Source organism: Brumimicrobium glaciale (assembly GCF_004152935.1).
GTDB lineage: Bacteria > Bacteroidota > Bacteroidia > Flavobacteriales_D > Crocinitomicaceae > Brumimicrobium > Brumimicrobium glaciale.
On sequence record NZ_SETE01000004.1, the window covers coordinates 78823 to 102932 of the forward strand.

The 24110-nt window shown below is 33.6% G+C and carries 20 protein-coding genes; 10 read left to right on the plus strand and 10 right to left on the minus strand.

Translation table 11 applies throughout. The annotated features are described in order from the left end of the window. Positions 1-21: 21 nt before the first annotated feature. The 4 genes from ERX46_RS10225 to ERX46_RS10240 all read right to left on the minus strand — a co-directional run bounded on the left by ERX46_RS10225 (position 22) and on the right by ERX46_RS10240 (position 4384). Positions 22-2205, minus strand: a complete 2184-nt coding sequence (locus ERX46_RS10225; protein ID WP_130093772.1) for a glutamine synthetase III family protein — start codon at positions 2203-2205, stop codon at positions 22-24. 151 nt (positions 2206-2356) lie between these two features. Continuing rightward, positions 2357-2890: an NADPH-dependent FMN reductase gene (locus ERX46_RS10230; RefSeq protein WP_130093773.1), complete on the minus strand. Its 534-nt coding sequence runs from the start codon at positions 2888-2890 to the stop codon at positions 2357-2359. Beyond that, on the minus strand, positions 2887-3753 hold the full coding sequence (locus tag ERX46_RS10235) for an aminotransferase class IV (RefSeq protein WP_130093774.1): 867 nt from the start codon (positions 3751-3753) through the stop codon (positions 2887-2889). Before ERX46_RS10235 ends, ERX46_RS10230 begins: the two co-directional genes overlap by 4 nt. Before the next feature lies 1 nt (position 3754). Further along, a complete protein-coding gene (locus ERX46_RS10240; RefSeq protein WP_130093775.1) occupies positions 3755-4384 on the minus strand; it encodes a rhomboid family intramembrane serine protease in 630 nt (209 codons plus the stop codon). Positions 4385-4459: 75 nt separating this feature from the next. Between ERX46_RS10240 and ERX46_RS10245 the strand changes: the two genes are divergently transcribed. Both ERX46_RS10245 and rpe read left to right on the plus strand, forming a co-directional pair. Then, positions 4460-6067: a L,D-transpeptidase family protein gene (locus tag ERX46_RS10245; RefSeq protein ID WP_165366209.1), complete on the plus strand. Its 1608-nt coding sequence runs from the start codon at positions 4460-4462 to the stop codon at positions 6065-6067. A 235-nt stretch (positions 6068-6302) separates the two neighbouring features. Continuing rightward, positions 6303-6953 (plus strand): ribulose-phosphate 3-epimerase, encoded by a 651-nt coding sequence (rpe, locus tag ERX46_RS10250; protein ID WP_130093777.1) that lies wholly within the window; start codon positions 6303-6305, stop codon positions 6951-6953. A 370-nt stretch (positions 6954-7323) separates the two neighbouring features. Here rpe and ERX46_RS10255 read toward each other — a convergent pair whose 3' ends face one another. Further along, entirely contained in the window at positions 7324-7803 is a 480-nt protein-coding gene (locus tag ERX46_RS10255) for a Dps family protein (protein WP_130093778.1), read from the minus strand. A 25-nt stretch (positions 7804-7828) separates the two neighbouring features. Beyond that, positions 7829-8029, minus strand: coding sequence for a hypothetical protein (locus ERX46_RS10260; RefSeq protein ID WP_130093779.1), 201 nt, complete (start codon positions 8027-8029; stop codon positions 7829-7831). A gap of 202 nt (positions 8030-8231) precedes the next feature. Here ERX46_RS10260 and ERX46_RS10265 point away from each other — a divergent pair, with 202 nt between their 5' ends. Continuing rightward, positions 8232-8804, plus strand: coding sequence for an RNA polymerase sigma factor (locus ERX46_RS10265; RefSeq protein ID WP_130093780.1), 573 nt, complete (start codon positions 8232-8234; stop codon positions 8802-8804). Continuing rightward, complete coding sequence (locus ERX46_RS10270; protein WP_130093781.1) at positions 8782-9936, plus strand: tetratricopeptide repeat protein; 1155 nt, start codon at positions 8782-8784, stop codon at positions 9934-9936. The genes ERX46_RS10265 and ERX46_RS10270 overlap by 23 nt, the downstream gene beginning before the upstream one ends. Before the next feature lie 41 nt (positions 9937-9977). On the opposite strand, the gene ERX46_RS10275 is transcribed toward ERX46_RS10270, so the two are convergent. Then, positions 9978-10274, minus strand: a complete 297-nt coding sequence (locus ERX46_RS10275; protein ID WP_130093782.1) for a hypothetical protein — start codon at positions 10272-10274, stop codon at positions 9978-9980. Between the two features lie 145 nt (positions 10275-10419). Here ERX46_RS10275 and ctlX point away from each other — a divergent pair, with 145 nt between their 5' ends. Beyond that, positions 10420-11340, plus strand: coding sequence for a citrulline utilization hydrolase CtlX (gene ctlX / locus ERX46_RS10280; RefSeq protein WP_130093783.1), 921 nt, complete (start codon positions 10420-10422; stop codon positions 11338-11340). 440 nt (positions 11341-11780) lie between these two features. Here the strand turns inward: ctlX and ERX46_RS10285 are convergent, their stop codons facing one another. The 3 genes from ERX46_RS10285 to ERX46_RS10295 all read right to left on the minus strand — a co-directional run bounded on the left by ERX46_RS10285 (position 11781) and on the right by ERX46_RS10295 (position 14004). Then, the gene (locus ERX46_RS10285) at positions 11781-12065 is read right to left on the minus strand and encodes a hypothetical protein (protein ID WP_130093784.1); all 285 of its coding nucleotides are present in this window, start codon (positions 12063-12065) and stop codon (positions 11781-11783) included. 90 nt (positions 12066-12155) lie between these two features. Then, complete coding sequence (locus ERX46_RS10290; protein WP_130093785.1) at positions 12156-12347, minus strand: ORF6N domain-containing protein; 192 nt, start codon at positions 12345-12347, stop codon at positions 12156-12158. A gap of 436 nt (positions 12348-12783) precedes the next feature. After that, complete coding sequence (locus ERX46_RS10295; protein ID WP_165366210.1) at positions 12784-14004, minus strand: FAD-dependent oxidoreductase; 1221 nt, start codon at positions 14002-14004, stop codon at positions 12784-12786. Positions 14005-14211: 207 nt separating this feature from the next. Between ERX46_RS10295 and ERX46_RS10300 the strand changes: the two genes are divergently transcribed. The 5 genes from ERX46_RS10300 to ERX46_RS10320 all read left to right on the plus strand — a co-directional run bounded on the left by ERX46_RS10300 (position 14212) and on the right by ERX46_RS10320 (position 24046). Beyond that, entirely contained in the window at positions 14212-15345 is a 1134-nt protein-coding gene (locus ERX46_RS10300; RefSeq protein WP_130093787.1) for a vWA domain-containing protein, read from the plus strand. Positions 15346-15366: 21 nt separating this feature from the next. Further along, positions 15367-16830, plus strand: a complete 1464-nt coding sequence (locus tag ERX46_RS10305; RefSeq protein ID WP_130093788.1) for an AAA family ATPase — start codon at positions 15367-15369, stop codon at positions 16828-16830. Then, complete coding sequence (locus tag ERX46_RS10310) at positions 16823-17203, plus strand: glyoxalase (RefSeq protein WP_130093789.1); 381 nt, start codon at positions 16823-16825, stop codon at positions 17201-17203. The genes ERX46_RS10305 and ERX46_RS10310 overlap by 8 nt, the downstream gene beginning before the upstream one ends. 150 nt (positions 17204-17353) lie before the next feature. Then, on the plus strand, positions 17354-23341 hold the full coding sequence (locus tag ERX46_RS10315) for an HYR-like domain-containing protein (protein ID WP_165366211.1): 5988 nt from the start codon (positions 17354-17356) through the stop codon (positions 23339-23341). 258 nt (positions 23342-23599) lie between these two features. Next, entirely contained in the window at positions 23600-24046 is a 447-nt protein-coding gene (locus ERX46_RS10320; RefSeq protein ID WP_130093791.1) for a hypothetical protein, read from the plus strand. Positions 24047-24110 lie beyond the last annotated feature (64 nt).

Genomic DNA, 24110 nt, shown 5'->3' on the forward strand with positions numbered 1-24110 from the left:
CCGCAATCATTTCCAATCCTACTAACTAGTGAAAAGCATTTCACGTAATTTCGGGAAAGGCCATGTTTCGTCGTCTACCAAAATTTCTAATTTATCTGTGTGATAAGAAATCTTTGTAAAGAAAACACGAACAGTATCACGATATGCTTCTGCCCTTTTGGCGATATCTTCAATTTTATTAGCTTGCTTTCTATTCTCTAACATTTCGCGAGAGAATTCTTGCATTTTATTCATGTGCATAGACAAATCAATCAAGATTCCTTTTTGAGCTGTCGTTCCTTGAATTGCTTCATCACCAAGAATTGCTGTAAGTCCTTGTATATTTTGAATCAATTTATTTTGATAATCTACAACAACTGGAATGATATGATTTTGAGTTAAGTCACTAATCAAACGCGCTTCAATTTGATTGCGCATAATGTATTTTTCGTATTCAATTTCCTGACGAGCAAGTAACTCTCTTTTTGTAAATACTTCCATTTTTTCGAAAACATCGATAACGTCTTGACGCTCCCAAACTTTCAATGCACTTGGTGTATCTTTCAAGTTACTTAATCCTCTTTTTTTCGCTTCTATAACCCATTCCTCACCATATCCATTTCCTTCAAAACGTATACTTTTTGATTCTTTGATTAATTTCTGCAATTCTTTAAGGATTGCTTCATCTTTTCCGTTTCCGTCTTTGATGCGTTTATCAACAGCGATTTTGAATAATTGTAATTGTCTTGCAACAATAGTATTAATCGTAATCATTGGTTGGGCACAATTCGCTAATGAACCCACAGCACGGTATTCAAATTTATTCCCAGTAAATGCAAAAGGAGAAGTTCTATTTCTATCGGTATTGTCCAACAAGATTTGTGGAATTTTCCCAATGTTTAATTTCAATTCCGTTTTATCCGCTGGTGTCATTTTCCCTGCTTTGATGTTCTTTTCTAAATCATCAAGCAACGTTGTTAAATGTGAACCAATAAAAGCTGAAACAATTGCTGGCGGTGCTTCGTGACCTCCTAAACGGTGATCGTTTGATGCACTCGCAATGGATGCTCTTAAAGTATCTGAATGTTCGTGAATTGCTTTAATTGTATTGACAAAGAAAGTCAAAAATTGTAAATTGCTTTTTGGATTTTTTCCTGGTGCTAATAAATTCACTCCAGTATCTGTTGCTAAAGCCCAGTTATTGTGTTTTCCTGATCCGTTTAGTCCTGGAAATGGTTTTTCATGTAAGATTATTCTGAAATCGTGCTTTCTTGCTACTTTTTCCAATAAATCCATCAATAAAAGATTGTGGTCATTGGCTAAGTTACATTCTTCAAAAATCGGAGCGCATTCAAATTGATTTGGTGCAACCTCATTGTGACGCGTCGTTACAGGAATCCCCAAACGAATTGCTTCCATTTCAAACTCACGCATGAAGTTGGTTATTCTTGCTGGAATAGAACCAAAATAGTGATCATCTAATTGTTGACCTTTTGCTGGTGGATGACCAAAAAGAACACGACCCGTCATCATTAAATCTGGACGTGCATTGTAAAACGCTTTGTCAATCAAAAAATATTCTTGTTCCCAACCTAGTGTTGCAATAACCTTTTCAACGTTTTTGTCGAAGTATTTACAAACTTCTGTTGCTGCCTTATCTACTGCATTTAGCGCTTTCAACAATGGCATTTTGTAATCCAAAGCCTCACCTGTGTAAGCGATAAAAATTGTTGGAATACACAAAGTACTATCAATTACGAAAGCTGGAGAAGATGGATCCCAAGCAGTATAACCTCTCGCTTCGAATGTGTTTCTAATTCCACCATTTGGGAAAGAAGAAGCATCTGGCTCTTGCTGAACTAATAAATCTCCGCTGAATTGTTCGATCGCACGACCAGGCCCAATTGGCTTAAAGAAAGCATCGTGTTTTTCTGCTGTTGCTCCTGTCAAAGGCTGAAACCAGTGCGTATAATGTGTAGCTCCTTTTTCTAAGGCCCATTCCTTCATTGCTGAAGCTGCTACATCTGCAATATTACGGTCAATTTTAGTTCCGTGTTGAATTGCACTTTTTATAGATTTATACGCTTGTTCTGGAAGATATTCACGCATTTTATCTTCATAAAATACATTTTCTCCAAATTTCTCAGAGATTTTACCCGTCCACTCAAATTTCTTTACTTCGCGGTGTAAAACATCTTGGTATGCATTTCTTCTAACAGATGACATAAGTTATTTTTAGTTTGGGACAAAAATAGATATTCCAAAACTAAAAATATTATTAAATCTACTTTTTTTTGAGTTTGGCTGAAAATTTAGGGGGTGATTTGAGGAAATCATATTCTTATCTTTAAATCACCCCTAATAAAAACAGTCAAAACTATAAAATAGCATCAATTAATTGCTGAACACATTTTTCATGAGTCTTTTTTAAATCTTCATCTGTAATTCCTTTTTCTTTAGAAAAGTTATCTTCAAAAGATGGAAAAGAATAAACCGAAACAATTTGCGCACCGAATTTCGGAAAACGCATTTCAGCAGCTCCTAAAACATTTTTCGCTCCATATCCCCCAGTTGAAGTTCCCATTAATAGCATTGGAATATTGTTGAAAAATTCCCCCTTGTGTCTTGAACACCAATCCAGAAGATTTTTTGCTGCAACGGAATAGGATCCATTGTGCTCTGCTAGAGAAACTACAATACCATCAGCTTCTTGAATTTTATCAATGAATTTTTGAATATTTTCTGGAATCCCCTCTTTTTCTTCTAGGTCAACACCAAAAATTGGAATTGGAAAGTCGGTAATGTCTAACCATTCTGTTTCAATGTTTTTTATTTCGTTTAATGTATATTTTACGAGCTTTTTGTTAATCGATTGACTACTGTTACTCCCGGCGAATCCTATTATTTTCATTGTTGTACTAAAGTTTTTTTAACATAATGATTATTGAGTAGATTGACTAAATTTTTAGAAACATTGTTCATGTATCTTTTGGTGCGGTAACCACTCACCCAAACGATTCCGTTAATTGCATTGGTGAGAAATATTTCATCCGCAATCAAAATATTTTGTGGAGTAATTGAAGATTCGTAGACTTTAATTTTATTTTCAATCGCTAAATTGATAATCATCATTCGCATTGTTCCGCCTAAACATCCTTCATCTAGTCCCGGAGTATAAAGGACGCCATTGCTTACCAAGAAAATATTTGAACTTGTACTTTCAAGAATATTCCCTTTTTGATCTGTAATTAATAAGTCATCCAAACCTTTTTCTTTGGCTTCGATGGCTCCCATTACGTAAACCAATCCATTCTTTGTTTTGAAATTAGAGAATATATTTTTTTCCTTCCTCACCTTAGTGTACAAATCGACTTCTAATCCTTTAGTGTTTAAAACGAAATCATTGTTTTGAATTGCAAATGCTTCAATAAAGAAAGTCACTTCATTGGTGTCTGGCATGTAAGTTCCTCCGCTCGCTCGGTCAATTGATAATCGAACGCGTCCACCTTCGGTAATATTAGACATTTTGACTAATTCATTGATTCTTTTACTAAAAAAATCAGTTGAAAAATAATTAGGAACCCTCATTTTCAGAACGGACATTCCTTCCATCAATCGAAGGATATGTACGTTTAGGTTTATAGGCTTTCCATCAATCAAACGAATGGTTTCAAACAAGCCGTCTCCATATAAATGAGCGCGATTTGCAGCAACCAAAGTTGGACCATTGTTTTCTAAAATTTCACCATTGTTGCTTATGTATTGTGCTTCCATATTAACTTAATATATATTCAAAAAATGCGGCACCTTTAGGAAAGTTGATGATGAGAACGTATAAAATTCCAAATATAGCTCCACCAAAGTGGGCATCGTGTGCAATTCCAGTTCCTCCTTTTTTACTCATATAATACTCAAAACCTAAATATAAAATCCCAAATAACCATGCAGGAATCTCAAACGGGATAAATAATAAATATATTCCGCCTTCAGGCATCCAAAGAATCGAAGCAAATAAAACTGCCGAAACAGCTCCTGATGCTCCTAAACTCATATAATTGGGATTGTCTTTATTCCTTAAATATGGCCAAATAGATGCTGCTAAACCTCCTAAGAAATAAAGCAACACAAAATGCAAACTTCCTAAACCAACACCGAAATAGCTACTAAAAATAAATTCCATTATTCCACCAAAGGAGAACAAAACGAACATATTGAAGATTAAATGCATAGTATCGCCATGGATGAAAATATGAGAAATAATGCGATAAAATTCATTTTCTCTTTTTACTTTAAACGGATAAAAGATCCATTTATATTTAAAATCTCCGTCCTTAAATGCGCGCAATGAGATCAGAACAGTTGCGATAATGATAACTATTGTAACGGGGTAATTCTGTAATTCCATAAATCTTTGTTAACCTTTCTAAAGGGTCTAATATTTGATAAAATAATTCTTATTTTTACAATGAAACTGCACTCTATGAAGAACAAATTAACACTGCTTATTTCACTTTTATTTTTGGCTCATTTATTCACTAAATGCAGCTCGGGTGCTGAATTTAATCAAAATGAATTAAACAGCGATAAAAAAATAGACCAAATCATAACTACTGTCGATGAAAATACGATTGACAGCTTAAACATTGATAAATTTTCTAAGGATTGGGCTATAAAATTGTATTCTTCGATTAATAATCGTTCGATTTGGATAAAAGATGGTCAAATCACTGATTCAATTGCAGCATTTTTTGAATACCTAAATTCTGACATTGCATTAAATCTTCCAATATCATATTTGTCCACGATGCCTTTTGCACCAACAGATCAATTGGTAAGAAAAGAAATAACAAGTATTTTACGATGCGCTGAATTCTTGTCTTTAAAGGATACAACACTAATCAATTATTCAGAAAACACTTTAAATAACCTATCTCGGGTTTCTCAAAAACGCTTTTTAGACTTCTTGGAGAAAAAAGAAGATTCAGATTCATGGATTTCACATCTGATAAAGTATAAGGAGAAAAATCAAAGATTGATACAAATGCATTTTGCTTTAAATCAATTTACTTCAACTTATGGAATTGAGAACAATATCAATAAAAAACTATATTTAAAAATCCCAGAAGACAGTTTAGCCTTTGTTTTTATCGCACAACAATTACACAATCGTAATTTTATTACTGATACTTTAATGGACACGATTTCTTTGAAGGAGAATTTGCGTTCTTTTCAGTTATTGAATGGATTAAACACTGACGCTAAACTTGGAAAAAACACCATGGAAGCTTTATCCGAAACAAATTATTCAAGATATCTAAAAGGAATTATTTCTTTAGATAAAATGAGAAATTTTCCTGACTCATTAATCGGCGGCAAACTAATTGTCATAAACATCCCAAGTTATTTATTGCATTTATATGTCAACAATGAAGTGATAAATACTTCGAAAGTAATCATTGGAACACAGCGCAATCAAACTCCTCTTTTCACCTCTTCAATGAAATATATTGTAGTGAGTCCTTATTGGAATGTGCCCTACTCTATTGCGAGTCGTGAAATTTTACCACATTTAAAAAAGGATGTTTCCTACTTGAAAAGAAATCGCTATTCTATAATGGACAGAGATAAAAACCTTTTGGTTCCAGACAGCATTGATTGGCTGAAATACAGTTCGCGTAATTTTCCATTTTTCGTTAGACAAGAACCTGGGCCTTCCAATAGTTTAGGTTTAGTGAAATTACTTTTCCCAAATGAAAATTCAATTTATATTCACGACACACCATCAAAACACCTTTTTGCTAGAGATGAACGAACATTTAGCCATGGATGCGTGAGAACGGAATCGCCATTTAAATTGGTTCATGATATTCTTTCTTCTGAAAATCACAAGTACATCGATTCCGTTGATGTTTTGAAAGAAAGAGCTAAGGAAACCTATTTAATTCTAAGTGATAAATTTCCTGTAACGATTGTTTACCATACCACCGGAATTAACGATTCAACGCATCAAGTTCAGTTTTTCAAAGATGTTTATAGAAAGGAAACTGATTTGTATAAATTGTTTAGAGAACCCATCGTTGAATTATAGCACGGAGTTGGAAAAAGAAACAGAGGGAGAAACAGAGTGAGAAAGAGAGGGAGAGCGATGATGTTGGTTTGAATTAGCGTTTCTTAGGGTTGCATTGAAATGCGTCCAAACCATGCGCTCTAAGACATAAACCTATTTCATTTACGAATTAAAAGTGCGAGAAACAGAGCGAGAATGAAGAGAGAACCCCATCAATATCATCCAAGAATTATTACTTTTGTAGAAAAGTATCAATATGAGCACAATCGTTTCCCCTTCCGTATTATCAGCTGATTTCGCCAACCTAGAACGTGATGTTAAAATGCTGAACAGCAGTTCTGCTGAATGGCTTCACATTGACATTATGGATGGTCAGTTTGTACCCAATATTTCATTTGGTTTGCCTGTTATGAAAGCAATTCACAAACATGCTACAAAACCATTAGACGTGCATTTAATGATTGCTACTCCAGATGATTACATTGATGATTTTAAGGAAGCAGGTGCAGCAATTTTGACAGTCCATTACGAAACTTGTCCACATTTACACCGCACATTACAACGCATAAAAGGTGCTGGAATGAAAACGGGTGTTGCTTTGAATCCACACACACCAGTTGATTTATTAAAAGACATTATTCACGATATAGATTTAGTTTTAATCATGTCGGTAAACCCAGGTTTCGGTGGACAAAAATTCATTCCACAAGCAGTTGAAAAAGTAAGGGCTCTAAAAGCGTTGATTACTGAAGCAAATGCAAAGACTTTAATAGAAGTTGATGGTGGAGTAAATTTAGATACAGGAAGATTATTGGTAGACGCAGGTGCTGATGCTCTGGTGGCTGGTAGTTTTGTTTTTGGATCTGATAATCCGGTGGAGACTATTGGGAAATTGAGAGCTTTATAATTATTAATGTTTAATTATTAACGCGATTATTCGTGAAAAGGGTTCTATTGGTTGGGGTTAGGTGGATGTTTTATTAATTAATGGTTAATTGCTTAATGGTTTATTATTAACGCAATAACTAGTGGTAATAACTCACATTCAATAAGTTCTTATTCCGACATTTTACAATGATAAATATCTCCACTTTGAAAGTAAGGATCAATTTTAGTTTTGAGAAATAAACAACACATTACATTCCAAAAAAAATAGAAGATTGAAAGATTTCAATTAATTTACAACTTGAATTAAAAACCTGAAAACCACTCTCTTCACTCCTCTCTCCCTTTAACTAAAAATGGCGCTTTTTCAAGCGCCATTTTTGATTATTTATTTAGTCTTCTTTACTAAAAGCACTCAACATCCAGTGCATTTTTTCTCTTCTTCTCATGAATCCAGTAATCAAGTCATCAGTGGAAATATCTCCAATTTCTCTTGCTGTTTCGATGGTATCTACCATGAATGAGAACAAAATTTCGTAATCACTAAGGATCTCTTGAATGATTTCTTTTGAAGTCAAGTCTGTTCCAGTTTCTTCAATTTCTGAAACTTCTAGATAATCTTTCATTAGACTATATGGAGTAGCTCCAAATACTCTAATTCTTTCTGCTACTTCGTCAATTTCAGCTATAACTTCAGTGTATTCAGCTTCCGTTGTTTCGTGAATGTCAAAAAACTCACTTCCAGTGACGTTCCAGTGATAATTACGTAATTTTTGGTAATGCACATGTAAATTCGCCAATAGTAAATTCAAATTGTTTACTACGCTTTGTGATTCTTCTGAATCAAATCCTAATCTTTTAAATTCTTTCATTTTATATGTTTTTTAATTTATTTGGTTAATCGTCTTTCTTTAAAATTTCAATTAATTGATTTTTGTATTTATTCAATGACTCAACAAAATCATCTGAATTCTCATTTTGATTATTAGGAATTGTCGATGGTGATTCCATTAAATGCTCATATGTTGATGGCTTTTCCTTTCGTAATCTATCTGTTAATTCGTTGATTTCTCTTTCTAATTCTTCTTGCTTTTCCATAGTTCTAATGTATTAAATCATTTCCGATTTTCAAAGTACTAAGAAGATTTTGATATCGATGTTTATATTGTACTAAAAATACTTAAATTGTTAATGAACGATGTAATATAACAACAGATTTATTCCGAATTTGTTTAGCCCATCACAATGAAATATCAATATATTTATGGAATTATACCAATTAAGTTATCTCAATAGATAGATGAATAAGACAAGGAAGAAATTTGAACATTATTCTGATGCTAAACTACTCGTTAGTTTTCGGGCAAACGATGATAAAAAAATCATTGGTGAACTTTACAGTCGCTATGGTCACCTTGTTATGGGAACTTGTCTCAACTATTTAAGAAACAAAAATGACGCGGAAGATATCGTTATGGAAATCTTCATGACATTGGGAGATAAAATTAAAAAGCACGAAATCAATTACTTTAAATCTTGGCTTTTCGTTCTAACTAAAAACAATTGTTTGATGGTTTTAAGAAAGAAAAAACACTACGATACGCAACTCAATGAAGAGATTGTAGCCCAAGAAGATGAAATTGAAGAAATACAAATTAAAGAAATACAATTGACTGAATTAGAAACTGCAATTGATAAGTTAGATCCGCCACAGGATGAAGCTATCAAGCTATTTTACATTCAACAAATGTCATATAAAGAAGTAAGTGAAAAGTTAAATCTTACTTTAAATAAAGTCAAAAGCGCAATTCAAAATGGAAAACGCAACTTAAAAATTAAATTAAAGGAACATGATCTTTTTAAATCTGCTTAATAGAATTTTTGGTCCTAAAAAACCTTTGAGTCGTCAAGAGATTGATGATTATAAGGATGGAACTGGAAATGCGCATGATACAGAATCGAAAGCGGCAAATTCTGATTTTAATGATCAAGCGTTAGAAGGTTGGAAAACTTCCTCCAGTTCTGTGAATGATGGAATGTCAACTACAGATAAAAAGATGGATCAATATGTAAAAAACGGAAATACTGGAGGCTCACCCAATAAAGGAATGACATTGAGTTTCCTTCTTTTTACACTTACAATGTTGGTTTTAATCATCTTCACTTATCAAGGGAATTCAGCCGTTGAAAAAAAACCTCAAATTGTAGAAAATATTAAAACCGAAGTTGAGAATTCTCGCATTAAAGAAATTGACTTTTACACTATTATTTCTCCAGAAAAACAAATTACATCTAATGAATTAATCAAAAATCAAGAGATAAAAAAAGTAGAAAAAGAAATTCCAAATTTAAAATCAGTAAAGAATAAAAAAGTAGCAACTGAAGATAAATCAGAAATTGAAGGAACGCAAACAGAAGAAATTCAATTACCTATTCAATCATCAGGGAAAATTCCAAATTCTTCAAAGAGTTCTTTGGTTTACAAAAATGCGCAAGAAGTTTACTTATCTGAATTAAAAAACGTGGATTATAGAGCATATAGGAATCGTCCAATTAAGGTGAGGAATTCTTTAGATGTTGGAATTCCAGCAAGCAAATCATCAATAGACGATAAACAAGAATTTCCTTCTTTGCAAATCATCGAATTCACTTATATCGACTATTTGACTTCCTCTTCAGCGTATTTCAGAAATGAGCAATTCAAAAAAGCATTGAAGCAATATCTTATAATTTTAGACACTTATCCCGACGATGTGAATGCTAATTTTTATGGTGGATTGTGTTATTTCAATTTAGGTAAATTTGATAATTCCATAGCATTACTTAAGAATTCTTACACCTTAGGATATGGTAATTTCCGTGAAGAAGCCAATTGGTTTTCGGCTAAAGCACATATTGAACAAGGACAAAATTTAAAAGCTAAGCAGCTATTGAATCAGATTATTGAAGAAGGTGGTTTTTATCATCAAAAGGCGAAGGAATTGTTGAGTGAAATTAAGGATTAAATAAAACGAAAATACTTTTCGGAATATTCATTATTATGGTTCTACCCTGATTCACTATCGCTAGTAAGTTTTGGTGTAATTCTAGCTTCATCAATACCATCAACTCTCATATTTGGATTCTTTACCAATTGAACATAAATAGTATTAAGTTCAACATCTGAATTGTAGAAATATTTAAATTTATGGACACCATTATAATCCAACTCAATGCCCTGATTAACAATCACCGAATCATTATTTACCGATATTAGTTCTATTTCAAAAGAGGATCGTACTGGTATTTTTTTACAAGCCAATAAAAGTGGTACTATGATAATGAACAGTATTATTCCTTTCATAATTATATTTTTTAGAAAAATAAAGGGTTCTTAAAGTTTTCGAAATACGTAATTTGACGTATATTTCAAATTGGAGAATAAACTATGATCTTTAAATTATGTTTTAGAAAATTAGATCACTAGTCAAAAATTAAAAATGTTATTAATGAAACAAATTACCAATCAATTATTAATGATTCGTCCGGTAGCTTTCCGAATGAATGAAGAAACTGCTGTAAATAATTATTTTCAAAAAGAGTTGGACAAATCTCCAGAGGAAATCACTGAAGCAGCTCAATTTGAATTTGATGAACTCGTTAGTAAATTAAGAGATGTAGGTGTTCAGGTAAAAGTTTTTGATGATATCGCTGAAAACAATACACCTGATTCTATTTTCCCAAATAATTGGATTTCATTCCATGAAGGAGGTAAGATTGCACTGTATCCAATGTTTGCAGAAAACAGAAAAAAGGAACGTCGGCAGGACATTATAAATACAGCAGGAGGCCCTGAATATATTAGTCTTATAATTATTGATTACACCAAATTCAATAATGGAGAAAATATTCTTGAAGGAACAGGGAGTTTAGTTTTAGACCGTACAAATAGAAAAGTATATTGTGCACTTTCTGAGCGAGCAGAAGAAGAGTTGGTTCATAAATTCTGTGAAGATTTTGAGTACACTCCTGTTCTATTTACGGCAAATCAAACGGTTGATAATGAACGCAAGGAAATTTACCACACCAATGTGATGATGGCCTTGGGTGAGGATTTCGCAGTAATATGTTTGGATACGATTGACGATGTAAATCAAGCACAAGAAGTTATTAAAAATTTAGAGGAAGACAATAAAGAAATTATAGAAATTACAGAAGAACAAATGCACTCTTTCGCTGGAAATATGTTGCAGGTTAAAGGAGGAAATGACCGCAAATATATGGTGATGAGTCAACAAGCTCGCGAAAGCTTAACTGAAGAGCAAATCAATAAGATCGAAAATCATTGTTCTATTTTGAGTAGTGATTTGAAAACAATTGAAACTTTGGGAGGTGGAAGTGCTAGATGTATGTTAGCTGAGATATTTTAATTAAAACATAATCAACTAGCATTAAGTCGATTGTATTCTGATTTATTATAACTTTAATTTAATATTAATTCTTAGTGATATATCAATTAAATATTAGTACCTTTACCTCGATTTAGGTGGTTAGGTTAGGTTGATTAGTAAGAGGGAACACGGACGCTCGTCCAGTTCCCTCTTACGTTTTTATATAAGTTCGTTATTTAAAAAACTCGACTTTGTCAAGTATTGATATGCATCACCACTATGGGTTTTGGAATAGCCAAAAATCAAAATTCACCAAGAGTTTCTTTTTATTTTTTAAACCTAAATTTCCTACGGTTATAATTAGCAATTACTGCAGAATGGAGCTATTTGTAGAATTCCCATGTCGCCACTCTGTGGCTGGGTACCTTTGTGGGTTTATAGTTTACTATTAATATATCACCACTCTGTGGCTTTTTAGATTATGATATTGAGAAGGCGGATAAGAGTAAACAACAGGATTCCCTTTTTTTTTCCTCATTTTTTTTCAAAATACTATTGTCTTCATCTTTAATTTCAGCTCCTTCCAGCGCTTTGAAAATATTTTCGAACTTTTCGTTGGTTTCTAGTTTGCGATTTGTAAAATCTGATGATAATTGGAGAAGTTGCTGATGATTACCAATAGTTTTGCGCATTTGAACGAAAGCATTCATTATAGAAATACTGACTTTTATAGCTACATCGCTTCTTAATACTGCAGAAAGCATTGCTACTCCTTGTTCGGTGAAAGTGTAGGGATTTACACTTGAATGTTTCAAAATATCGAACCGGTCGCAAATTGCGACCAGTTCATGTCTTTATTTATCAGTTAGTTGGAATTTAAAAACATTAGGAAAGCGTTCAATATTTCTTTTAACCTGTTTATTTAATCTTTTGACCTCGACTTGATATATTTCTGCCAAATCTCTATCTAGCATTACTTGCTCGTCTCTAAAAGTGAATATTAAGCTTTCAATAAGTACTGGTGTTATTTCTATTTTGTCATTCATAACATTTGATTTAGGTATTTCAGTTGTTAATTAATTTTGATTCAAGGACAAAAATTGTGACCTTGAAAACTTGAGGTCGCAAATTGCGACTTCAAGTTACAACCCGTCGAAAATTGCGACCAGATCTAGTTATTTTAGAACAAACTCTTGATTAAATGGGAACTCCAATCTCTTATAAGTGACTCATTTTCGATAAGGTGGTTTGAACTCTATCATTAAGTTAGTTAAAACTATTCGATAATTCAAAGAAATTATTCTAATAATAAATTGTAAAATTCGAGATAGATAATCGGTATTTCTTCGATTATTTAATAATTAATTAGCAAAACATTTTAAAATCACGAGGCACTTGTAAAATCTCGCAATTTCAAAATGTGTATGTTTTAATTATTCTCTGATAATATAATTTCAAGGTCACCACTTGTAAGCTAAATATTTACCCCAAATCCTCCAAAATCCTTTCTGCAACCATTTCTCCAATTTTACAAGCTGCATTTTGAGATCCATTCATTAAAAAATCTCCGACTTCAAAAGTTTTCGTCGATTGATCAAAAGAAATAGTATTCACTGGACCATCCAATTTAGGAAGAGCATAAGGAATTTCATACATTTTAATCAATCTTGCATCTTTGATATTGAAGTCTGCTCTTAATTCTTGAATTACTTTTTCGATGATTTGAATTTCCTTTAATCCATTTGAATTCAAAACCGTCACAGAAATCAATGATTTACCTTTTTTATCTTGTGGACTTTGGTGCACACTTGGATAAAATATGTTATTGATCAATCTATTTTCATTCGCATTCAAACCTATCCTAGCTTGTTTGATTATAGCCGGAGCTGAATGTTCAAAATATAAATTATAGCAGTTTTGCCATTGATCCAAATCTTTTCGTTTCCCATAATTTGGAATGGTATTAATTACGTAATCAAAAGATTGTTTTTCTCCGTTCTTGAAATGAATAGTTTCTTGATCAACTTTAGTGATTTCGCAATTATAGTTGAACTTCGCATTTATCGATTTTGCTTCCAATAGTCTCGCTACAGCACTTATTCCTGCTTTTGGAATTACAGCATTTCCTTTAGAAAACATTTTAAATACAAACAAAAACATACGAGAAGAAGTTGTCAGTTGGTTTTCTAAGAATATTCCTCCGAAAAATGGTTTAAAAAAGCGATCTATGATTTGTTGTGAAAACCCAAATTCTTGCAGAAACTCAATTGTAGTTCTATTTCTCTCATCGAAAATATAATCTATCGATCGTTTGTCAACATATCTTTTCAATTGAAAAATAAGCCATTTATCTTTTATGCTTCCAATATCTGAAAACATGGTTTTAAACAAGATGTTTTTTGTTCTAAAAGGATCGCCAACAGCCGTTGTTTTCCCATCTCTAAAAATAGTTGCTGCAGCCTCAACAGTGAAGGTGTTTAATTTCGAAAACTCAACGTGCTTTTTTAAATAAGGATAAGCTGTAAGTAAAACTTGAAATCCTACATCCAACTTCCATCCGTCGATATTTTCAGTGCGCATTCTTCCTCCAGGCTGACTCAATTTCTCAAAAACTGAAACTTCAACTCCTTTACTAGAAAGCGCTTTGGCTGCAATTAATCCTGTGAGCCCTGCTCCTATTATACCGACTTTTGTATGCTTCATTACCATTAAATATTATTTTGTCATAAAAACAACAATTTAATATACACTTTGTTTGTTTATAGGTTCATTTTCAAATAGAATTTCATTTAATTCTCTATTTGAGCAAATAAAATAAGAACCGAAGATTCTTTAAACTAAATGCATATTATATTGTTACATTGAAAGTAATTCAAGCAATTGCGAAAGCTTATTATTAAGACAAAACAAATGACTCAACACGATAAAGACATACTAAAAAAGTCAAGTTTCACTTTTACGAAATACGAAGAGGAAGAGAAATCACCATTTGATCGATTACTTGAGATATTTCAAGAATTGATTGTTCACACTTCTGGAGATATCGATGAAACTTTGGATTGGATGGATCAGTTAAATAAGGACTATAATCTCTATACTGATGAATATTCAAAAGACGATTTTATAGCTGATTTAAAGAAACACGGCTATATAAAAGATGACGAGGACAAGCCAGATGGCAAAGGAATGGTGATTACAGCTAAAACTGAACAAGTCATCAGAAAACGTGCTTTAGATCAGATTTTTGGTGAATTACAAAAGTCAGGAAAAGGAAATCACAAAACGAAACATGTGGGCGCTGGTCAGGATAAAACTGGCGATATGCGTAATTATTCGTTTGGAGACAGTATAGATCAAATTGCCATTACCGAAAGTGTAAAAAATGCTTTTACGAACAATGGAATCGATGATTTTCGTTTGACAGAACAAGATTTGGTGGTTCACGATACGCATCATTCTGCCCAAATGAGCACCGTTTTGATGATTGACATTAGTCACAGTATGATTTTGTATGGAGAGGACAGAATTACTCCTGCAAAAAAAGTAGCGATGGCTTTGGTGGAACTCATTAAAACGCGTTATCCGAAAGACAGCATCGACATTATTGTTTTTGGAAATGATGCTTGGCCAATCACAGTGAAGGATTTACCTTATTTACAGGTTGGACCTTATCACACCAATACTGTTGCAGGATTAAATTTAGCATTGAATATTTTGCGCCGCAAGAAACAGGCAAATCGTCAGATATTTATGATTACTGATGGAAAACCAAGTTGCTTGAATTTACCGAATGGTGAATATTATAAAAACAGTAATGGGCTTGATCCTCACATCACGGATAAATGCATGAACAAGGCGAAAGAAGCGAGAAAGTTGGGTATTCCAATTACGACTTTTATGATTGCACAAGACCCTTATTTACAATCATTTGTTGAGGATTTCACAAAAGCCAATCAAGGAAAAGCCTTCTATACAGGATTGCAAGGATTAGGTCAAATGATCTTTGAAGATTACGAGAAAAATAAAAAAAGAAACGTTAGATAATTTTAAAATATAAATCAAGATATGAATCACATTGAAATAAAAACACTTGGCGAACTTAAAAAGTCAGGATATACTTCCCGCTCTATTAAAGATGAATTGCGTGGAAACTTAATTACAAAATTAAAGAATAAAGAAGCGATTTTTGAAGGAATTATAGGATATGAAGATACTGTAATACCACAAATAATTACAGCGATTCTTTCAAAGCATGACATTAATCTATTGGGATTACGTGGTCAAGCGAAAACAAGAATTGCCAGATCAATGGTTGAATTATTGGATGAATATATTCCATTTATCGGAGGTTCAGAAATCAACGATGATCCCTTCTGCCCTATTTCTCATCATGGGAAATCAATAAAAGATGAAAAAGGAGAGGAAACTCCAATAGAATGGCTGCACAGAAATGACCGTTTCTACGAAAAGCTAGCAACTCCAGATGTTACGGTTGCTGACTTAATTGGTGATATTGATCCAATTAAAGCAGCGACTTTAAAATTGAGTTATGCCGATGAACGCGTTATTCATTATGGAATGATTCCTCGCGCTAACCGTTGTATTTTCGTAATAAACGAGATTCCAGATTTACAAGCTCGAATTCAAGTGGCTTTGTTTAATATCTTGCAAGAAGGAGATATTCAAATTCGCGGATTCAAAATGCGTTTGCCTTTGGATGTAAACTTCATTTTCACAGCGAATCCAGAAGATTACACCAACCGTGGAAGTATTGTAACTCCGTTGAAAGATAGAATTGGATCTCAAATTTTAACGCATTATCCAAAGTCAATTGATATCGCCAAAAGAATTACACAACAAGAAGTTATATCTGAAGTAAAAAATGAGAATATAACTGTTCCTGAAACTGCGAAATCATTATTAGAACAAATTGTATTTGAAGCGAGAGAATCCCCTTACATTGATGCAAACAGTGGAGTTTCTGCGAGAATGAGTATTACAATGTATGAAAACTTAGTTTCAGCAGCGGAATTGAGAATGTTGAAAAGCGGAGAAAGCAAAACTACCATTCGCATGTCAGACTTTGAAGCCATTACTCCAGCAATCACAGGAAAAGTAGAATTGGTTTATGAAGGAGAACAAATTGGAGCTGAAAATGTAGCGAGTAATTTGATTGGACTAGCAGTGAAAACGACATTCAATGAATTATTCCGTCCGCTCAAAAAATTGAAAAGACCTGGAGTTACTGATGAATTTGATGCCGTTGTAGAATGGTTTATGAACGACAATGATTTCGAATTAACACAAGATTCAACAGACGAAAATTATGCAAAACAGTTCGAGAAAGTAGAACCAATGGAAGCTGTTTTAGATAAATATATTTCTAATTCAGATGAAAAAGAAAGCGTTTTCATGAAAGAATTGATTCTTTGGGGACTTGTGGAATACAAACAATTGGCAAAGAAAAAAATGGACAACGATAAAGGAATGAGCTTCGTCGATAAAATTTTAGGATCACTTTATGAATAGAGAACAAAAAGAACGTCCAACATTACCAGAAGAAATTCTGGAAGGAATTGCAACAACGGAGGAAGACTTTCAAAACAAGGTGCTGCGTCCGATTATAAAAATGCAAAGTGATTTATTGATTGCGCATTTGCACAATCAATTAAAAGTTTCTAAAATTCAATTGGATCAGTTGCCTGATTTAAAGAAAGAAGCTGCTTTGACTGGATTATTCTCTAAAAATCAATCTTTTAAAAGAGAGATTATTGGAATGGTGATTGGACAATTCACTTTGGAGGAACATGCCATTTATCTTGGTTTCACCAAAGAAATCAATAGAAGGATTAATCAAATTGTACTGAATCGTTGTTTGGATTTGGTGGTACATAAAGCTTAAAAGAATAAATTGAATTTTAATTTAAAACCCTTGAAATACGTCAAATTTTCAAGGGTTTTATAATTTTTCACACCTATCATTGACAATTCTCTATCGACATCTATAAAGTTTTCATTATGTCTAATGTTTTTTAAGCATTATATTTATACCATGAAACTTACTTTACTAGTTATATTTATTTCATTCTTCAGCTTTTCATTTTCTCAAAATGTATCTAAGACCTTTGGTGGAACCCAAAATGACAAAGGAGAAGCTTTATATGAATGTGCAAATAATGATATTTTAATTGGAGGAATTACCACTTCCTTTGGTTCTGGTGGGGAAGATGTCCAAATTTCAAGATTAACACCGGCAGGTACAATTATTTGGAGCAAAGCTTATGGTTTAACCGGAGATGAACAAGTTTACCCAATTGGCATAATCGAAACTAATAATGGAGACATTCTATGTTCGTTTAGAACGACATCTTTAAGTCAAGGTCGAACAGGAGTAATAATGAGGTTAAATTCTTTAGGTGATATCATTTGGCAAAAACAAATAGGTTCTCTTACAGGAAACTGGGAATGGACAAGAGGAGTCATTGAACAAGATGACGGAACTATTTATGTTGCCAGTTCTGTTGACAATCAGACTTTTGGAGCAGCCGATGGAATGATCACCAAACTAAACGCAAGTGGAACCATAATTTGGTCTAAAGTAATAGGTGTAGCTTCAAACGATCATATTTGGGGGCTTATTCCTCTTCCAAACGGCGAAATATTACTTAACATGAATAGCCAACAGTTAGGGCCAGGATTACGATCTTCAATTTTAGTCAAAATGGATGCTGGAGGAAATATACTATCTCAAACTTCATTCGGAGGAGCGGGCACTGATGCAATTTCAGACATGATTTACGTACCTAACTTAGGCTATTTAATTGCTGGTGGAACAAATTCTTATGGTCAAGGTGGATATGATGCTTTCGTAGCAAAATTTGATCTTAATTTTAATCTAGATTGGTTTAAAACATACGGAGGTAATAACTTAGATTATGGATCTACAATAGAATATGTGAATGATAATCACTTTATAGTCTATATGAATTCTGATTTATCAGGAAGTAGTCGCAAACAAGCCAGTTTAATAGGAGTTGATAGTATTGGTACAACAATTTACACCAAACATCTTGGAGATAATTTTGGGATAACAACCAACCCTAGCTCTTCAAAAGCTCTTATTTATTCTCAAAATCAAAACAAAACGTTTCTTACAAATAGTTACTATAAGTCTAATAATACATATGATATGTTCTTTTTAGCCATAGATGGTCCTCCTAATAACTATTGTAATGACTCGATTATTTCCGAAAGCTTTCATACGCCTACAGTAACTCCTGTAACCTTCAGTATTGATTCTTTGGGAAGCGTTTCTAATATGAGCATGATTACAACTCCCATTACAAATCTTATTGTGGACGATGTTTGTCCATGTCCTTTTACATCTCCTTTTTTGGTAGATACTACTATTTGTCCTGGGACTCCACTTCAATACAATTTAGATGCAAGCCTAAATTATCAATGGTTACCTGCATCTGCCTTTTCTTGTTCAACATGTCCTGATCCTTTATTTACGGCAGGTGTTACAACGCAAGTAACCGTTATTATAGACAATAATTCTTGCTACGACACACTTAATTTCACCATTACTACAGATATTATCAACCCTACAGGAACTGCACCAGCAGATATAACGGTGCAATGTATTTCAGATGTTCCTACGGCAGATATTACTTTAATCACCAATGAAGCAGACAACTGTACTGCTATTCCTACAGTAACTCATACCGGAGATGCATCTGATGGAAATACTTGTCCAGAAGTCATTACAAGAACATATAATATCACTGATGATGCTGGAAATAGCATTGATGTTACGCAAGTAATTACAATTCATGATGATACCAATCCAACTGGAACAGCTCCGCCAAATGAAGTATTTCAATGTACCACAGACATTCCTGCTCCAGATGTTAATTTAATAACTGATGAAGCGGACAACTGCACTTCAAATCCATTTGTTACGTTTGTAGCAGATGTTTCAGATGGAAATACTTGTCCAGAAACAATCACGAGAACTTATAACATTGCGGACACATGCGGGAATAACATTGATGTTACGCAAATCTTCACCATACATGATGACATTGATCCAACAGGTTCAGCGCCAGCAGCAATTACAATTCAATGCATTACAGATCTTCCTGCTGCAGATATTGCTTTAATCACTGATGAAGCGGATAATTGCACAGTTAATCCGACTGTTACGCATGTTTCAGATGTCTCGAATGGAAATACTTGTCCAGAAGTCATTACGAGAACTTATACTATAGCCGATGATTGTGGAAATGATATTAACGTAACGCAAACCATTACTATTAATGATGACATTCTTCCAACTGGAACAATTCAAGATTTAACTTTCCAATGTATTGGTGATGTTCCTCCAGTAGATGTTAATCTAATTACTGATGAGGCAGACAATTGTACAACTAATCCATTGGTGACCTTTGTTAGTGAATCTTCGGATGGAAATACTTGTCCAGAAGTCATTTCAAGAATTTATAATATTGCCGATGATTGTGGAAATAATATTAATATTACCCAAACAATTACTATAAATGATGACACCAATCCAACCGGAAATGCTCCAGCTGATTTAACAGTTCAATGTATCGGAGATCTTCCAGTGGCTGATATTACTTTAATTACTGATGAAGCAGATAATTGCACGGTAAATCCAACTGTAACTTTTGTAGGAGATGTTTCAGATGGAAATACCTGTCCAGAAGTCATCACAAGAACATACAATATTGAAGATGATTGTGGAAATAATATTGACGTTGTTCAAACCATAACGATAAATGATGATACCAATCCAACGGGAACAGCTCCAGCTGATTTAGCTTTACAGTGTTTTGTAAACATTCCAGCTGTAGACATTAATTCGGTTACTGATGAAGCGGATAATTGTACTGTAAATCCAATAGTAACACATGTTTCAGATATGTCAGACGGAAATACCTGTCCAGAGGTCGTAACAAGAACCTACAATATTGCGGATGATTGTGGGAATAACATTAATGTCATTCAAACATTCACAATAAATGATGATATTAATCCAACGGCAAGTAATATTTCATCCACTGTTCAATGTTTAACTGATGTTCCTGTTGTGGATATTTCAGTAGTTTCAGATGAAGTCGATAATTGCACTATAAATCCAACAGTAGCTTTTGTTTCAGAAAGTACAGACGGAGATTCCTGTAACGGGGAAATTATAACACGTATTTATAGCATTACAGATGATTGTGGAAACAGCATTAATGTGAACCATACAATTCTTGTTGATTCTTACACGCCAAACTTCACAGTTTCAGGAGTTGGAACAACTACCTGCGACGGAACTGATGGAACAATAACCCTTTCAGGATTATCTCTAAATACAAATTATGAGATGAGTTTTGATGGTGGAACAACAAACCCCATAACTACAGATGCAGCAGGAAATTACGTTATAACGGGACTTTCAGCTGGTTCTTACACAAACTATACTGTTTCAGATGCAGATTGTCCAGCTTGTACCACCACAGAAAATGTTTCGATAAACATAAATGATCCAACGGCGGCTATTATAAATGCTGGGCCAGATGCTCAATATTGTGAAGGAACAACTGTTATTCTCAATGCTTTTAACCCAGAAAATGCGAATATCACTTGGAATAATGGAGTAACGGATGGCGTAGGATTTATTCCGCCTGTTGGAGTAAATTACTATACAGTAACATCAGTTCGTGTAAATTGTTATTCTTCTGACCAACTGATGATTACCGTTTCTCCTGCAATTACAGATATTACTTGTCCAGGAGATTTAATTGCTTCTTGTGATATTTCAGAACAAGCTGCTTATGCTGACTTTGAAGAATTTATTACTGCTGGAGGCTCTGCAACAATTCCAGTTGGTGGAGTGATTGATTCTGCTTCATTTTCTTTATTTAGTGAAGTTTCAGATGGAATTATTTGTCCTGAAACAATTACAAGAACTTATCAAATTAGTGATACTTGTGGCGTGACGCTTTCTTGTACTCAACAAATTGTAATTAGTGAAATTATTAACCCAACAGGAACAGCGCCAAATGATACGTTAGTGCAATGTATTGAAGGTGTTCCGATTGTTGATGTACTTTCAATTACAGACGAAGCAGATAATTGTTCTACAATACCAACAGTAACTCATGTGAGTGACATTTCAGATGGAAATACTTGTCCAGAAATTATTACTAGAACTTACAACATTGAAGACAAATGCGGGAACAATATTGATGTTGTTCAGACCATTACAATTGATGACGATATTCTGCCAACAGCAAGTAATCCAGATACAATATTTGTAGACTGTTTGGTTGATGTTCCAGTTACAGATATCGCAGTAGTAACAGACGAAGCGGATAATTGTACAGCTAATCCTACCGTGACATTTTTATCTGAAGCAACGGATGCAAACACTTGTAATGGAGAACAAATTACACGTATTTACAGAATTACAGATGATTGTGGAAACTTTATAAATGTAACTCAAATAATAGTTATTGACTTGTTTGATCCTGTTTTTACCGTTTCAAGCACAAATCCGACAACTTGCGATGGAAACGAAGGTACAATTACACTTTCTGGATTAGCGCCTAACTTTAATTATGAATTGATTTATGATGGTGGAAATCCATTTTCTATCACAACAGATGCTGCTGGAGAATATACGATTACAGGATTAGTTCAAGGAGCTTATACTGATTTCACTGTTACTGAAGGAACGTGTTTAACCTGTAGTACAACAGAGAATATTACGATGACTTTAACTGATCCGCTTCCACCAATTGTTAATGCGGGAACTGACATTGTTACATGTGAAAATGAAACCATCACCTTAACAGCTTTTAATCCAGATGCAGCGAATATTTCTTGGAACAATGGAATCACTGATGGAGTTGGTTTTGTTCCTCCAGTGGGAATTACAACTTATACTGTTACTGCCGAAAGAGTGAATTGTTTTACAACAGATCAAGTTCAAGTTACAATAAATCCTTTGCCAATTGTTTCAGCAGGAAATGATTTTACAGTTTGTGATGGAGATCAGGCAACGCTTTCTGGAAGTGGAGCTGATACTTATGTTTGGGACAATGGAGTTATTGATAATGTTCCATTTACTCCGAGTTTAGGATTGTTAACATACACCGTAGTCGGAACATCTGTTTTTGGATGTGTGAACACAGACCAAATTGACGTTGAAGTAATTATTTCTCCAGACATCTCATTTACTGCAAACAGAACAATTGGTTGTGCTCCACAAGAAATCAACTTGTTTAGTACTTCGCCAGGGATTGGAAATCAATGTGTTTATACCATAAATGGCGTTGAGCAGATTTCAGGATGTAACATAAATCACATTTTTACAGAAGCTGGATGTTTTGATGTTAACCTACAGGTCGAATTAACAAATGGTTGTACCGATGATTTAACTGTTACGGATTACATCTGTATTGACGATTATCCAATTGCTGATTTCACAGTGAATCCAGAAGAATTGACAAACATTTACAATAAGACTGATTTCACAAATGAATCTTCAGGAGCTACTGATTACGAATGGAATTTTGGAGATGGAAACTTCAGCAATGCAATAAATCCAACCCATGAATATTCGGTAGATGAGATCAATAGAAAATTCATTTTTGATGTGGAATTAGTTGCAACGAGTAATTTAGGTTGTAAGGATACTTTCAATTTGGATCTTCCATTTTTTGAGGAATTGATTTACTTTATTCCCAACACATTTACACCAGATGGAAATCAATACAATGAGTCATTCAAACCTGTATTTACCTCTGGCTTCGATCCGTTTGAGTACAAACTACAAATCTATAACCGTTGGGGAGAATTGATTTTTGAGAGCAATGATCCAGCCTATGGTTGGGATGGTTCTTATGGTTCAAGCCAGACAATTTATGCGCCAGATGGAGTTTATCTTTGGAAAGTTTACTTTAAAAAGTTGAGGGATGATGAAAATGTTGAGATTGTGGGAAGTGTGAATCTTTTGAGGTAAAGAAAGAGAATGAAAAATTAAAAATGAAGAATGTTGATTTTTTTGGAATTCATAAGAGATGCAGGGATTGAAGAAGAATTAAAAATTAAAAATATTGCATGTTGAATTTTTTGGAATTCATAAGGAGATTTAGGGATTGTAGAAGAATGAAAAATGAAGAATGGCGGTTATGCCAATTTTCGGTGATTGCGATTTTAGAAATTTACGAATGCAGGAATTATAGATTATCGTATCTTTAAACAGCAAACTCATTCAACTATGAAAAAATTCAGACTTCCCAGAAAGACAAAGAAGCGATTAAGAAATGGGATTTGGCTTTACCCTTCAGATGAAAAAGGAAGCTCTTTAATGGCTTGGCCTACTAGAATTGAAAAAGATTATGTTGCTTTTAAGAATGGAATTCTACGCAATTTGACAGATAGAACTAAAGAAAATCGCAGAGTGTTTAGAGAAAAGTTAGATGCTGAAATTGTTGTGACTGATGAAGAATTAAAATCTTACGTTGATGATTTGTTAAGGAAAGAGCTTAGAACTTCATCTTATAACCTATTAATTAAAGCGAAAAACGACAAAAACGCAATTAAAGCTTATTACAACCTTGTAAATGCTTGCCAGCTAACAGCAAGTGGAGAAAGATCTTATGGCAATATCGCTTGTATGTCTATTGATTTAGCTAAAAGTTTGCTTAGAGTGAAAAGGAAGTAATGATATTTCTTTGTTCAAGGATAATTGAAAAGTTATTTGTTTTCTTTTATGATAAGCTCATACT